This is a genomic window from Porifericola rhodea (genome assembly GCF_030506305.1).
Classification (GTDB): domain Bacteria; phylum Bacteroidota; class Bacteroidia; order Cytophagales; family Cyclobacteriaceae; genus Catalinimonas; species Catalinimonas rhodea.
Window position 1 is genome coordinate 3897174 of sequence record NZ_CP119421.1, and the last position, 16088, is coordinate 3913261.

At 38.4% G+C, this 16088-nt stretch carries 9 protein-coding genes; 7 read left to right on the forward strand and 2 right to left on the reverse strand.

The window, feature by feature from the left end; genetic code table 11:
* The first annotated feature begins 31 nt into the window (after positions 1–31).
* From hemB to PZB74_RS16095, 7 genes are all read left to right on the forward strand, one after another.
* Entirely contained in the window at positions 32–1009 is a 978-nt protein-coding gene (hemB, locus tag PZB74_RS16065; RefSeq protein ID WP_302237918.1) for a porphobilinogen synthase, read from the forward strand.
* Positions 1010–1090: 81 nt separating this feature from the next.
* A complete protein-coding gene (gene purL / locus PZB74_RS16070; protein ID WP_436837109.1) occupies positions 1091–3340 on the forward strand; it encodes a phosphoribosylformylglycinamidine synthase subunit PurL in 2250 nt (749 codons plus the stop codon).
* Between the two features lie 296 nt (positions 3341–3636).
* Entirely contained in the window at positions 3637–4431 is a 795-nt protein-coding gene (locus PZB74_RS16075; RefSeq protein ID WP_302237920.1) for a polysaccharide biosynthesis/export family protein, read from the forward strand.
* Positions 4432–4452: 21 nt separating this feature from the next.
* Positions 4453–6888 carry a GumC family protein gene (locus tag PZB74_RS16080; protein ID WP_302237922.1) on the forward strand — a complete coding sequence of 812 codons (2436 nt, stop codon included), beginning with the start codon at positions 4453–4455 and terminating at the stop codon, positions 6886–6888.
* 107 nt (positions 6889–6995) lie between these two features.
* Complete coding sequence (locus PZB74_RS16085) at positions 6996–8069, forward strand: glycosyltransferase family 4 protein (protein ID WP_302237924.1); 1074 nt, start codon at positions 6996–6998, stop codon at positions 8067–8069.
* A gap of 154 nt (positions 8070–8223) precedes the next feature.
* Complete coding sequence (locus PZB74_RS16090) at positions 8224–9240, forward strand: glycosyltransferase (protein ID WP_302237926.1); 1017 nt, start codon at positions 8224–8226, stop codon at positions 9238–9240.
* Between the two features lie 9 nt (positions 9241–9249).
* Entirely contained in the window at positions 9250–10359 is a 1110-nt protein-coding gene (locus PZB74_RS16095) for a glycosyltransferase family 4 protein (protein ID WP_302237929.1), read from the forward strand.
* A gap of 2 nt (positions 10360–10361) precedes the next feature.
* Here the strand turns inward: PZB74_RS16095 and PZB74_RS16100 are convergent, their stop codons facing one another.
* Positions 10362–12215: a right-handed parallel beta-helix repeat-containing protein gene (locus PZB74_RS16100; protein WP_302237931.1), complete on the reverse strand. Its 1854-nt coding sequence runs from the start codon at positions 12213–12215 to the stop codon at positions 10362–10364.
* Positions 12216–12324: 109 nt separating this feature from the next.
* Positions 12325–15972 carry a PA14 domain-containing protein gene (locus PZB74_RS16105; RefSeq protein WP_302237933.1) on the reverse strand — a complete coding sequence of 1216 codons (3648 nt, stop codon included), beginning with the start codon at positions 15970–15972 and terminating at the stop codon, positions 12325–12327.
* Positions 15973–16088: the final 116 nt, after the last annotated feature.

Below are 16088 nucleotides of genomic sequence, written 5' to 3' on the forward strand. Positions count from 1 at the left end.
GATTATAAATTCGCAAAAAATCTCATAGCAAATGCAAGTCAGAAGACCTAGAAGAAATCGTAAATCTGCTGCCATTCGTAATATGGTACAGGAAAATAAAGTAGGGGTGGAAGATCTAATCTTTCCCCTTTTTCTAATTGAAGGAGACAAGCAAAAAGTAGAAGTCTCTTCTATGCCCGGTATCTATCGCTATAGTAGCGACCTCATTTTAGAAGAAATACAGAGCTGTGTAGAGTTAGGAATACGTACTTTTGCTCCTTTCCCCTCCATTAGCGATGAGCTTAAAGATCCTATGGCAAGTGAAAGTCATAATCCAGAAGGCTTGTTTGTAAGTGCAATCCGTAAGATAAAAGTGAGCTTTCCTGAAGTAACATTAGTCACTGATGTAGCTATGGACCCTTATAGCTCAGATGGGCATGATGGTATCGTTAAAGACGGTAAAATACTTAATGACGAAACGCTTGAGGTACTGGGCAAAATGGCTTTAGCCCAGGCAGAAGCGGGAGCGGATATGTTAGGCCCCTCAGATATGATGGATGGTAGAGTAGGTTACCTGCGCCAGTTGCTGGACGCTCACGGCTATACCGATGTTGGAATTATGTCCTACACTGCCAAATACGCCAGTGCTTTTTATGGCCCCTTTAGAGATGCTTTAAATTCTGCACCAAAGGCAGGAGATAAAAAAACTTATCAGATGAATCCGGCTAACCGTACTGAGGCATTAATAGAGGCAGATCTGGATGTAGAAGAAGGTGCTGATATTTTAATGGTGAAGCCCGCCATCCCGTATCTGGATGTAATTCGTATGCTAAAAGATAATTACGCCCTTCCGGTAGCGGCATATCATGTAAGTGGCGAGTATGCTATGATTAAAGCTGCCAGCGAAAAGGGGTGGCTCAACGGAGAACAATGTATGCAGGAGGCTCTCACTTGTATTAAAAGAGCAGGAGCAGACATCATCCTTACATATTTTGCCAAAGAGTTTGCTCTCCTACAAAAGAGAGGCTAAGCCTATCCATGGTTTGTGAGCTCGTGTAAGCAAAAGCTTTAGTTTGAAGTTTTTTTATTATTCCTATCAACTTATTGTAAATTGCGCCATCATTCACTAAAAATTGGCAAAAAGTTGAAAGAGGAGCTCACAACCGTACAAACCGCCCTTGATCTAGGTTTACTAGAAGAAGAATTTCAAAAAATTAAAGAGATCCTGGGAAGGACTCCAAACTTTACCGAGCTGAGTATTTTCGCAGTAATGTGGTCAGAGCACTGCTCTTACAAAAACTCTATCGTTTGGTTAAAAAAACTCCCCAAGTCTTCTGATCGTATGCTGGCCGAAGCCGGAGAAGAGAATGCCGGACTGGTAGATATTGGCGATGGACTGGCTTGCAGCTTTAAAATTGAATCTCATAACCACCCCTCTGCCATAGAGCCCTACCAGGGAGCAGCTACCGGAGTTGGTGGTATTAACCGCGATATTTTTACCATGGGAGCCAGGCCTATCGCCCAGCTTAACTCACTACGCTTTGGTGACCTTAGCAATGCGAAAACCCAGTGGTTACTCAAAGGAGTAGTGAAGGGGATAGGTGACTATGGTAATGCTTTTGGCATACCTACAGTAGGTGGTGAATTATATTTTGACTCTTGCTATCAGGTAAACCCTTTAGTAAATGCCTTCTCCGCAGGAATTGTAGAAACTGACAAAACTGCATCGGCTATATCTTATGGCGCAGGTAACCCCGTCTTTATCGTTGGTTCTGCTACAGGAAAAGACGGTATACATGGTGCTGCGTTTGCTTCTAAAGACATTAGCGAAGACTCCCTGAACGATCTGCCTTCTGTACAGGTAGGTGACCCTTTTCAGGAAAAACTATTACTGGAAGCCAGCCTTGAAGTTATTGCTTCCGGAGCAGTTATTGGTATTCAGGATATGGGTGCAGCAGGTATTATCTGTTCTACCTCTGAAATGAGCGCCAAAGGAGAACATGGCATGAATATCTGGCTGGACAAAGTGCCACTGAGACAGGAGGGTATGCTCCCTTTTGAAATACTCTTATCTGAGTCTCAGGAGAGAATGCTTATTGTGGTTAAGAAAGGTAAAGAGCAGGAAGTTCTAGATATTTTTAAGAAGTGGGACCTTAATTGTGCGCAGATTGGAGAAGTAACCGAAGATAAAAGCCTGAAATTCTATCAGGGGGGGGAGCTGGTAGCTGATGTGCCTGCTCATGATCTGGTATTAGGTGGAGGTGCTCCGGTATACCACCGTGAGTACAAAGAGCCCGCTTATTATCAGGAATTCAAACAGTTTAATCCGGATAGCATTCCACAACCTGAAAGCTATTCTGAAGTAGCTAAATTTCTGTTGAGTCATCCTAATATTGCGTCTCGCCAGTGGGTAGCCGAACAGTACGACTCTATGATTGGAACCGGTACAACAACTACCAATGATCCCGCAGATGCCGCAGTGGTACGTATAAAAGGTACAAATAAAGCTATCTCAGTAACCGTGGACTGTAACGGTCGCTATGTACATGCTGATCCTGAAGAAGGCTGCGCTATCGCAGTGGCAGAGTCTGCACGTAATATTGTTTGCTCGGGAGGAGAGCCTGTAGCCATCACCAACTGCCTAAATTTTGGCAACCCATATAATCCAGAGGTTTACTGGCAATTTGTGCATGCAATTATGGGAATGAAAAAAGCTTGCGAGAAGTTTAATACGCCAGTTACGGGTGGAAACGTAAGTTTTTACAACCAGTCTAACGACGGTGGTGCGGTATTCCCCACGCCGGTTATAGGTATGTTAGGTTTGCTAGATCATTATGACAAAAAAATGACAATGCATTTTAAGAATGATAATGATCAGCTTTATCTGATAGGTAAAGTAAATGCTGACCTTGCCAGTTCAGAGTACCTATATAGCTACTGCAAAGTAAAAAGCTCTACTGTGCCTTATTTTAATCTGGACGAAGAATATCAGATGCAGGCAGCCGTTAAAATGTTAATAGAGAAAGGACTTATAAAGTCTGCACATGATATCTCTGATGGTGGGCTTTTTATCACTTTAGCTGAGTCTGCGCTCGCTGGAAACAAAGGTTTTAGGATTAATACCGATAATTCTATTCGCAAGGATGCCTATCTTTTTGGAGAAGCACAGGGAAGAGTAGTAGTAAGTGTAAGTGAGAATAATACTCAGGCTCTTGAAGAGGCATTAGATGCGGCGCTGGTTGATTTTCAGCATATAGGTGAAGTTAATGGAAGTGATATGATAGTAGATGGCGAAAAGTTTATGAATCTACACGAAGCTAAACAATTACATAGTAATACATTGGCTTCATTTTTGAGCTAGATTAAGCAGTTTTTGATATAAAAGGTGTTTTTATTACACCTGCATTTATATAAAAATTTTAGGAATCACTCCGGGTTACTGGAGTGATTTCTTATTAGAGGGTATGAGTATTTTTAAGCTTTAAGTGAATTATTGCGCTATTTCTGAGGTTTTTATGTCTTATTATTCAAAAAATAATAAGAATAGTATAATTTTTTTGAAGCCAAAATTTTTTAAATCTGCTTTTAATAATTACTTTTGTAAAGGATATATAAGAATAATTTAAAAATATATTGCTTGTGTATAATTTTTTCCGAATGAAAAAAAGAAACTTCACTTTACGGCTTGGATTGATACTATTCGCATTGGTACTCCTCGCCGGATGCTACTCAAAAAAAGAACTGGTTTACCTTCAGGATAGTGAGTTCAATAAAGAATATCCAACTTCAATAAAAAATAGAAGACCTGATTATCGTGTACAGGTTAATGATGTACTTCAAATTGATGTAAGAAACCCTGATCCTACTACAACCGCCTTATTTTCTAAGAGTAGTGGCAACATGGTTAACGGGAATGTAAACCCTGCATATCTTTACCTTTCAGGCTATTCCGTTGACGATGGTGGCTTTATTAGCATTCCAATTGTTGGTAAGGTAAAAGTAGATGGCTTAACGGTTAACGAGGCGGAAACGCTTGTACAAACTGAAATAGATAAGTACCTTAACAATGCCTCAGTTGAAGTAAAGCTAGTGAGTTTCAAAATTTCTGTGTTAGGAGAAGTTAACAACCCTGGCTACCATTTAATATATAATGGCCAGGCCAACATACTGGAAGCACTGGCAATGGCAGGAGACATTACTCAATTTGGAAGCAGAGATGAGGTCAAACTTATTCGCCAGACTAATGATGGCTCAGAGGTAATTCTGTTAGACTTAAGAGATGCAGGATTAATGAACTCAAAATACTTCTTTTTGTTACCCAATGATGTGCTCTATGTAGAACCAAGTAAAGAACAGGTGAAGAGAGCAAACTTAGAGCCTCTGGGTGTTGTTTTCTCAGCACTAACTACCCTGGCTTTGTTTATCAATGCTTATGTAAACCTCACTCAGTAGAATTAATTAACATTTTCAACGATGGAAAACATTAAAAGAGTTAATGAAGGCAGCGCGGATATACTACCGCTACTTTATAAAATCAAGACAAAGTGGTATTGGTTTGCATTAAGCTGTCTGTTCTTTTTAGCCATAGCAATCGTGTATAGCAAATTTGCCGAAAAGCGCTATGCTGTACAGGGAAGCATACTGTTTGAGGCTAGAGAAAGAGGATCTACTGAAGTAGATGAGTTGCTTGATGACAGGGGACAAGCTAACAGCAGAGATGAAGGTAAAATTGCCCTTACTAACGAAATTGCCAAGCTGACCTCCGAACGTATGATTGGTGCGGCTATTGATGGGTTAGGCTTTGATGTGTCTTACTATACAACTGAGAAATTCTGGCCTGGATTTCTTAAGGAAAAGTGGATGAATGAGCGGTATGAGGATTTTCCTATACAGGTAAGTATAGATAGCTCACAGTTTCAGTTAGTTGGAGTGCCTATACACGTATCTTTTGTGTCTGAAGATGTAGTGAAAATTGAAGCACATGCAGAAGAAGTAAGAGCATTCAATTTTGAGACGCAGGAGTTTTCTGGTATCATACCTGAAATATCATTTTCTGAAGATGTAAAACTCGGGCAGAAAATAGAGTCTAAATATCTAACTATTACTGTAGATGCAGACCCTAATTCTTTAGTTAGCACAGAGGAGTATGATCTGGCTTTTAAAATAAATTCTACTAAGTCGCTTATAGACAGCTATAAATCTATGCTGGCAGTTACTCCGGTAGATGTTACTGATCAGAACTCGCGCGTTGTAAACCTGGCGATGGAAATTAATATACCCGCCAAAGGTGAAAAATTTATTAACTCTTTGATTGAGGCCTATGCTGGCAATGTGCTGAATACAAAAAATTCTAAAGGTGAAAACTCGCTGGAGTTTATAAACAAAAGACTAGCTGTAGTTACTGACTCACTCAAAGATGCGGAGCTTCAACTACAGAACTTTAAGTCTTCTTCAAACATACTGGATGTAGACTATGCAAAAAATAGCTTATATAATCGTTTAGATAGACTTGAGCAGGAAAAAGCTACAGTAGATGACCAGCTTTCTTACTACAGAAGTACTTTAAGATCACTTAACGATGATTCTCAAAGTGGGAAAATTGTCGCTCCTGCTGCGGTTGGAATTACAGACCCGTTCTTCAACAAACTGATCGACAACTATGTGCAATTAAGCAGCAGACTTCAGCAAATGAAGTATAATGCCACTGACTCTAACCCATTGGTAACTCAGCTAGAGCGTGATGTGGCTGATTTAAGACAAGCTATAAAAGACAATGTATCCGGTATAGTTTCTTCACTTTCTACAACACAGAGCAGGCTAAACAGAGAAATATATCAGCTAAGAGCAGATGCTAACACATTGCCTCAGAGTGAAAGACAGCTTTCTGTGATGGAGCGTAACTATGAATTTTACAAAGACAAGTATGACGCTTTAATGGAGAAAAAAGCTGAGGCGGAAATTATTCTGGCTACCAATACTACAAATGTTGAGACTATAGAGAGAGCAGAAGTACAGGGTAACGGACCAGTATGGCCTAAAACTCCTTTGTTCCTATTTGCAGCAGTAATTCTGGGGCTAAGCTTTCCTCTAGCTTTCATTGTAGTGTCAGATTATCTGGACAACCGTGTAAGCGATAAAGAAGAACTAGAGAACAAAACCAAAGTACCTTTATTGGGTATGATCGCGAACGGACCTAAGGATGCTGGATTAGTTCTTAAAAAATATCCTAACTCAGCTATAGCGGAATCATTTAAGTTTGTTAGAGTTAATCTGCAATACTTCCATCAGGATGTAAAAGATCAGGTAATTGGTATCACTTCTTCTATTAGTGGTGAAGGAAAAACATTCTGTTCTGCAAATATCGCTGCTACTTATGCTGATTCTGGTAAGCGTACTTTGTTAATATGCGGCGACCTGAGGAAGCCTAGAATTCAGGATTATTTTGACTTGAAAGGCCCCGGATTAACAGATTATTTACAGGAGTTCACTTCTCTGGATAATGTGATACAGCCTACCGAATTTAGAAATCTGGATGTTATTGCGCCCGGATCTCCACAAGACGACCCTACTAAATTGTTTGAGTCTGCGAATGCAGAAAGATTATTTGAGGAATTAAAAGGTCGTTACGATAAAATAATCGTGGAGACACCCCCAATCGGTTATGTAGCAGACTACTTTGTGTTAATCAAACATTTTGATATTAACCTTTTTGTGGTTCGCTATAAGTATACCAACAAAAACATACTGGTAGGCATTAATGACCTTTACAAGAACAATAAGATCAAGAATCTATACTTGTTGTTCAATGATGTTAAACATAGCGGTGAGTATGGCTATGGTTATCTCAGCAACGATAAAGGTTACTACACCAAGACCAAGAAGAAGGCACTTAAAAATCCTTTTGCTTAATAAAAAAGGGGAAGCCTAATATAACATGCGCTTTCCCTTTTTTTATGCGCTTAAAATAATATAACTATTCTAATATTTTTTAAGATTAATTAAGAGTAGAGTTTATAATGGCAGAATCCATATTTAATAAAGTCCTTTTCGTAGCTCCAAATTATAAGTATTGGAAAGGTGGAATATCTTCTGTTATTATGGGTTATAAAAAAGCAATTACAGATTTCAACTACGTTCCCAGTACAACATCATCTAATATTGTTATAACTACGATATCCTTTCCTTTTCTTTTGATAATTTTTACTTGGAAACTGTTAGCAAACAAGAACTATAAAATTGTGCACATACATGGTGCTTCAAAAGGAAGCTTTTTTCGTAAATATGTGTATTTCAAGCTTACTAGAATAATGGGTAGAAAAGTAGTCTACCATATGCATGGAGCTGGATTTCATCTTTTTTATAAAGATACTTCACCTTTTGTAAGGAAGCGAATTCAGTATATGATCAATAATGCTGATACACTTATTGTGTTGTCTAAATGGTGGCAGAACTTTTTTAACAGTGAGTTTAGACCAAAAAAGATTGAAATAGTACCAAACATAGTTGAGGCGCCAAGTGTAGTGAACCGTAGCTCTCATGTAAAGAATGAATATTTAAATCTTTTATTTCTAGGTAGAGTTGGTGATCGCAAAGGTATATTTGACTTGTTAAAAGTTTTTTCAACTGATGTGTCTTTTTTTAAGGCTCATTTTAAATTAAAGGTTGGAGGAGATGGTGATATTGATAGGTTAAAAAGTAATATAAGTGAGATGGGACTAAGTGAAATGGTAGAGTACATTGGCTTTGTGGAGGGTGAACAAAAAGCAAAAGCTATTCATAAGGCTGATATATATGTTTTGCCATCTTATAATGAGGGGCTGCCTATTTCTATTCTAGAAGCAATGGCATACTCAAAGGCAGTAATATCAACTACTGTAGGGGGTATACCAGAGATAATAGAAGATGGATATAATGGTAGTCTAATAGAGCCAGGTAATCTTGAGGCTTTAAAATCTGCTTTGCTACAGTTGTTAAATGACCCTTCTAAATTAAAACTGTATGGTGAACGTTCGTATAAAATTGTAAGTAAAAGACATTTTCCAGATGCAGTGCTTAGCTGTCTTTACCAACTTTATTCAAACATAGAGTAATGCCAATAATTACCGTTTTAATTTTTTATCTAGTGATTTTTGCATTTAACAAAGTACTCTATTACGATCAAATAATTATATGATGTCTTCATAATTACATGAAGATATAATTTTCAGATATTAACCAAGACCTAATTATACTAGTATTATTACAATGAAAAAAGTAATAGTGAGAAGCCGTAGAAATGTTTTTCGGCATGAAACAGACATACTTGTAACCCGATATGGTTTTCAGGATATTAATAATGGTGAGACATCTAAAGGGATCAAAACAAGAAAAGAACTTATTCTCTTCTTTTTGAGTGACATTCTTTTTGTGTTAAGAAACATCAAAAAAATATCAAATTCTGAAGTCATAATAGTCACAGGTTATAGTGCTTTAGTGATTAAGTTATTGATTAGACTTGGTATCATAAAGTACAAAAAGCTGTTGTGGTTCGGTTTTTTTATCCATTCAGATTCAGCTTATAAAGTATTTAAAGTGGTTTTACGCTTTTTAAGGCTTAAGCATGAAGTCATGGTGCTTAATTCTATCTATGAAATTCCTTTGTATGCTGAAAGACTTGGTATACCTGAAAAAAAATTAACTTGTTTTAAATTAGGGGACTGGAAGAAACCAGTAGAGTTGTTTGACGATGACTATGTTCCACCATTCAATGAGTATTGTTTTGCCGGAGGTTTTACGAATAGAAACTATTCTACTCTTATAGAAACTTTCAGGGGTTTAGATAAAAATCTAATAATAGTAGGTTCTCAACTAAATAGTGATCTGAAAGATCTAAGCAACCTTCCTTCAAATATCATTGTAAAGAAGGATATAGATAAACGTGAATTTGAATCTCTAGTCGTACACTCAGACATTTGTATACTCCCTATGAAGGATCCTGAAGCAGGTGCATCAGGACACATGGTTTTACTGGCATATATGCGTCACAAAAAAACTATTCTTGCCTCTAACTTCCCAGCGATCCGCGAATATCTAGAGCACAACAAATCTGGAATTCTTTATAATAACCCAGAAACAGAGATTCCTTCAATACTCAATAAAATTGATTCTGGCACTTACAACAAGAAAGTATTGGGCGAGCAAGCTTACTTAGATTATAAAGAAAACTTTACTGCAGATGCATTAGAAGCTAACCTTGTCAAAATCGTTGAAACTAATTTGTAAAAGTAATTGATGGAGTATAAGATATTAGTATTAACGCCAGATCTCAGAGTACCAGGAGGAGTTAGTAATTATTACGAAACACTTAAACTGGAAGAAGTTGCCGAAGTAGAGTACTTTTTTGTCAGCCCTGAAAAAGATGAATCTTTATATGGTGTGGTATGGCGGATGCTTACTAACTATATAGCGTTTATTAAATTGTTACGAAAAGGCAATATTAAGCTTGTACATATTAATCCTTCATTGAACTTAAAGTCTTTTATTAGAGATGGCCTATATGTAATTCTTTCTCACCTTCTACGAAAAAAAACTTTGGTGTTCTTTCATGGTTGGTCTGATGAGTTTGAATTAAGGATACATAATAAAAGCTATTTGAAGTTTTTCTTTAACCATTCTTTTAAAAGATGTAAGGACATTATTGTACTCAGTGACTCTTTTAGAAGAAAGCTTATAAGTTTGGGGTGTAGTGAGTCACACACAAAATTCTGGATTGAAACTACAGTTGCTGATACTTCATTTCTGGAAGGGTTTTCTTTAGAAGAAAAAATAACAACTTATAAAAAGCTAAATCATTGTAGGATTTTGTTTCTCTCCAGAATAGAAGAAACTAAAGGAGTTTTTATCACTATCAATGCTTTCAAAAAGCTCCAGGATGACTTACCGGATAAGTCTTTTGAACTTATTATTGCAGGTGATGGTAGTGCTTTAAATGATGCTAAAAAAGTAGTAGAAGAGCAGAGAGTTCCAAACGTTACTTTTACTGGTTATGTAAGAGGTGAAGGCAAAGGAATAGAGCTACATAAGGCTCATATATTTTTGTTTCCAACTTACTATGGAGAGGGGATGCCTACCAACATTCTTGAAGGTATGTTATATGGTATGCCTATCGTCTCCAGATACAATGCAGGTATAGCAGATTCGGTAGGTGATGGAGAGAATGGATTTTTAACTGAAAGTAAAGAGCCATCAGTGTTCACAGATATGCTAAAGAAAATAGTTCAAAACCCCGAACTATATGAAAGAATGGTTAGAATAAATCACAAGAAAGCACTTGAGAACTTTGCTTCTGAAAACGTAAGAGAGCGAATACTAAAAATTTACCAAACCATAATTGAAAGGTAACATCAGTTATTTTTTGGAATTGATTCAAAGGCACCGATATCAGGTTTGTTAGTGATAAGGTTACCTTTGATATCCTTTTTGTAAGCACTCATATCAACTCCCTGGTCTACAGCGGGAGCGTTTTCTCTAAGACCAAAGTCCATTTTGCTGAGGTTAAGAAAGAGTAATGAGAGGGCGTTGCTTTTGTCATTCTGGCCGTTATAGGCTCCAGTACTTTTACCACCCGCCAGGATGTTATTTTTTCCAGTGGCTTTCCCACTGCTGACCAATGCTCTGATATCCTTGTCTTTACCTTGTAGTATGTTGTTGCAGATTTCTACGTTTCCTGCATAGGATCCCTGCGTATAGAGTTTAAGCGCATCGGTTCCAGCATTGATCACGGTATTATTAAAAACTTGGAAGCCTTTGCTGTTCAAAGCGCCATTGATTTCAATGCCTACTTCACCTATGTTGTAAATGAGGTTACCGTACACCTGGCCGCTTTTAGAATTGTTGGTAGTAATACCCACTTGCTTGCCCTTAAGGTTGTGGTAGATGTTGTAGATAGTGTTATATCGTACAATAACATTTTCACTGAAGAGCTCACCTACTCCGCTGGCCGTTTGTCCGGCACTATTATATCCGCCGGCTTTGATGCCTCTACCAGATTTGGTGTTTTTATGAGGAGAGTGAATAGTATTATGCTCAATAATAATATTCTTAGCCCCATAAGTTTCAATACCGTTACTGTAGAATCCGAAGACTTTGTTTTTACGGATCACAAAATTGTTCATGTCCCCTCTAGAGGTAAGTATATTTTCCCAGGGGTCGCTGCTACCTTCCTTGACGATATCTCTGGCGATACAATTCTCAATACGACCACCTTCGTGTATGGTATGTCTACCGTCAAAGGGCCAGATCTGGGTACCGATAAGACAGCGGAAATGTCCATAGACTTCAGAGTTAAGCACCTGTGGATGGGTTGTGTTAAAAAGGGCTGACTCTTTATGGCTGCTGTTATACACCCAAGTATTAGTTCTGATACCAAAGTATCCATTCTGATTAGTAGCGCTTACCTCACAGTTGCTAACGACAGGATACTTACAACCTAAAAGCTGTATTCCATCATCGCTGGCTCTTCCGGGTCCATCTACAATGACATTGATATTATCAATCAAGACATAGTCTCCTCTTACACTCAGGGTAGCACCTTTGAGGATATAGCCTTTATACTTAAACTCAGAAGTAGAGCCACTCACCCCATTACTTTTGATGACAGGTTTTTTCCCATTACCGTAAGCCCCGAAAGTAATGTAGTTGTTAGGGGATCCAGATTTATTGATAATGATGTTATCGTTCCACTGGTCACCTCTTTTAAGAAGGACAAAATCTCCAGGTCCTACTTTGTCGAGAGCTTTATCAATAGAACGTAGAGGAGCCTTAGGACTAGTACCATTAAAGCTATCATTTCCGGATGTAGAGACGTAGAAGATTTGTCCCTTACCATGATAAGCGGAAGTTTGATTGTGTACATCTAAGTCTTCAAACCCCTGGAGCGGTAGTCCATCGGCAAAGGCATCGCCAAGCTCAGGCCAGTAGAGGAGTTTGAAGTCATCATCAGGTAGAGCGTAGTCGGTGAGAGAGAAGACTAGTTGGTTGGAACCACTTCCACCGATGAGTTTATCAATGCGTGCGGCTCCACCAGTAAGTCGGAAGCCATCTGCGTTAGAGACGGTGATATTCTGATTAAAGCTAACAACTAGATAGTTACTACGACTATCACTAATTACCGCATCTTTTACAGATTGACCTAAGCATGTTATTATCCAAAAGTAAGCAACTGATGTCAAAAATATAATCTTTTGCTTCTGCACCATATCTATCGTTTTTGCTTAAAAATGATGTTGGCTTTGATATTAGTTTAAAAAATATCAAAAAAAAAGGGCTATTGAAAATAGCCCTTTTTGGTTAGAATAAGTTTCGTATTTATCGCTTTAGAAGATTTACATTTTTGATAATCTGACCATTTGACGATAGAGATAAGATATATTTACCTGTAGGTAAATTATACTGCTCTATCCCTAATTGAATCTGAAAGCCAGGGTTTGATAGCTCCTGGGCTAAAACTATTCTACCATTCATGTCAACTATTTTAAGGCTAACTGATCCATAAATCTGATCAAACTTAATATTGAGGTATGCATCTACTGGGTTGGGGTATACTAATATCTCGCCAGTATTTGGAAATAGTGAATCCTCGATATTATCATCCTTTAGTGTTTGTGTTTCATTAGTATTTTTCGTTACGGATTTTGATGAAGAAGCTACTCTTGCGTTATTATTTAAGCTGGAGGCAAGCTTGTTAGAAGGAATAAGTTTCTTGCTTACTCCAGGGCCTGCATATCTTACTTCTAATACTTCACCATGACTACGCTCAAAGAAAGTTACTTTTATCGGATGCCATCCTTTAGTTAAGTAAACTTTACCTGATACTTCTTCTGCTGCATGTACACCGTCATTATCAACAATCTCTTTGCTATTTATATACAGTTTTGATCCGTCATCTGAAGTGGTGTAGAAAGTATAAGTACCATCAGAATCAATCTGAATGTAACCTTCGTATACAAAGCCAAACCGTTCTTCACTTTCTCTTGGCTCAAGAGAAAAATTGTTCACTTTACCAGATTTTTCAACATTCAATTTGCTAAAGTCAGGTAACTGATACCAATACCCTTCATAGTACTTATAATTTAATCCTGCTTCTACACTTGGTTCATCTGGTTCTGGTGTAGGGGTTGGCTCAGGTGTAGTGTCGGTTTTTTCTGTATAAAGCTTGCTACCAGGTATTATTTGTTTGCTTACTCCAGGTCCTGCATATTTTACTTCCAATAGTTGGCCACTGGAGCGCTCAAAGAAAGTTACTTTTATAGGATGCAAACCTTTGGTAAGATATACGTTGCCAGACTTTTCTGTTGGTCCATGCAGCCCATCATTATTAACAATCTCTTTGCTATTTATATACAGTTTTGATCCGTCATCTGAAGTTGTATAGAAAGTATATGTACCATCGGAATCAATTTGAATGTAACCTTCGTATACAAAAGCAATTTTATCGTTTCTCTCTCTTGGACTAATATTAAAGTTAGTTATTCTACCGCTTTTATAAGCTTTAAGTTTACTAAAATCAGGCAGTTGCGTCCAATCACCATGGTAATACTTGTAATTAAGTCCTGCTTCGGCATCAGGCTGTTCGGGTGAAGGTGTTGCGTTGCCTTTGTCTGTAAATAATTTTGTGGTAGGAATTAATTTCTTACTAACTCCTGGCCCAGCGTACTCAACTTCTAAAATCTGGCCTCTGGTACGCTCGAAGTAATTCACTTCAATGGAATGTAGCCCTTTAGTCAGGTAAATTTTGCCAGACTTTTCAACGGCTCCATGCAAGCCGTCATTATCTACAATTTTTTGATTGTTGATAAATAGCTCAGAGCCATCGTCAGAAGTAGTGTAAAAAGTGTAAGTGCCATCCGTATCAATTTGGATATAAGCCGAAAACTCAAAACCAAAATATTCTTCTCTATTCCTTGGACTTAAGGTGAAGTTACTTACTTGTCCAGACTTGACAGCCTGAATTTTGCTAAAGTTGGGCAACCTTGTCCATTCTCCCTGGTAGTAACTATAGTTTACGCCATTTTCTCCCGTAGGCTCTTCAGGTTCTGGGGTAGGAGTTGGTTCAGGTTCTGGAGTTGGCTCTGGTGTAGGGGTTGGAGTAGGAACAGCAGATTCATCAAAATATTCAAAGGCACCGATATCAGGTTTGTTAGTGATAAGGTTACCTTTGATATCCTTTTTGTAAGCACTCATATCAACTCCCTGGTCTACAGCGGGAGCGTTTTCTCTAAGACCAAAGTCCATTTTGCTGAGGTTAAGAAAGAGTAATGAGAGGGCGTTGCTTTTGTCATTCTGGCCGTTATAGGCTCCAGTACTTTTACCACCCGCCAGGATGTTATTTTTTCCAGTGGCTTTCCCACTGCTGACCAATGCTCTGATATCCTTGTCTTTACCTTGTAGTATGTTGTTGCAGATTTCTACGTTTCCTGCATAGGATCCCTGCGTATAGAGTTTAAGCGCATCGGTTCCAGCATTGATCACGGTATTATTAAAAACTTGGAAGCCTTTGCTGTTCAAAGCGCCATTGATTTCAATGCCTACTTCACCTATGTTGTAAATGAGGTTACCGTACACCTGGCCGCTTTTAGAATTGTTGGTAGTAATACCCACTTGCTTGCCCTTAAGGTTGTGGTAGATGTTGTAGATAGTGTTATATCGTACAATAACATTTTCACTGAAGAGCTCACCTACTCCGCTGGCCGTTTGTCCGGCACTATTATATCCGCCGGCTTTGATGCCTCTACCAGATTTGGTGTTTTTATGAGGAGAGTGAATAGTATTATGCTCAATAATAATATTCTTAGCCCCATAAGTTTCAATACCGTTACTGTAGAATCCGAAGACTTTGTTTTTACGGATCACAAAATTGTTCATGTCCCCTCTAGAGGTAAGTATATTTTCCCAGGGGTCGCTGCTACCTTCCTTGACGATATCTCTGGCGATACAATTCTCAATACGACCACCTTCGTGTATGGTATGTCTACCGTCAAAGGGCCAGATCTGGGTACCGATAAGACAGCGGAAATGTCCATAGACTTCAGAGTTAAGCACCTGTGGATGGGTTGTGTTAAAAAGGGCTGACTCTTTATGGCTGCTGTTATACACCCAAGTATTAGTTCTGATACCAAAGTATCCATTCTGATTAGTAGCGCTTACCTCACAGTTGCTAACGACAGGATACTTACAACCTAAAAGCTGTATTCCATCATCGCTGGCTCTTCCGGGTCCATCTACAATGACATTGATATTATCAATCAAGACATAGTCTCCTCTTACACTCAGGGTAGCACCTTTGAGGATATAGCCTTTATACTTAAACTCAGAAGTAGAGCCACTCACCCCATTACTTTTGATGACAGGTTTTTTCCCATTACCGTAAGCCCCGAAAGTAATGTAGTTGTTAGGGGATCCAGATTTATTGATAATGATGTTATCGTTCCACTGGTCACCTCTTTTAAGAAGGACAAAATCTCCAGGTCCTACTTTGTCGAGAGCTTTATCAATAGAACGTAGAGGAGCCTTAGGACTAGTACCATTAAAGCTATCATTTCCGGATGTAGAGACGTAGAAGATTTGTCCCTTACCATGATAAGCGGAAGTTTGATTGTGTACATCTAAGTCTTCAAACCCCTGGAGCGGTAGTCCATCGGCAAAGGCATCGCCAAGCTCAGGCCAGTAGAGGAGTTTGAAGTCATCATCAGGTAGAGCGTAGTCGGTGAGAGAGAAGACTAGTTGGTTGGAACCACTTCCACCGATGAGTTTATCAATGCGTGCGGCTCCACCAGTAAGTCGGAAGCCATCTGCGTTAGAGACGGTGATATTCTGATTAAAGCTAACAACTAGATAGTTACTACGACTATCACTAATTACCGCATCTTCAACCACTATCTGTCCCAATGCACTTAATGCTGTGCTAGTAATAAGTAGTAATAAGATGAAACCTACTTTAAAGGTAGAAATTCTCATGATTATCTGATTGTATAAAGTGTCAAATTGTATTTCCATTTGCACTACTATCAATCAGAGCACCAATTGATCTAGACAGCTAGTTATCTATGTTAGTAAAAAGAGCAAGTTTATAC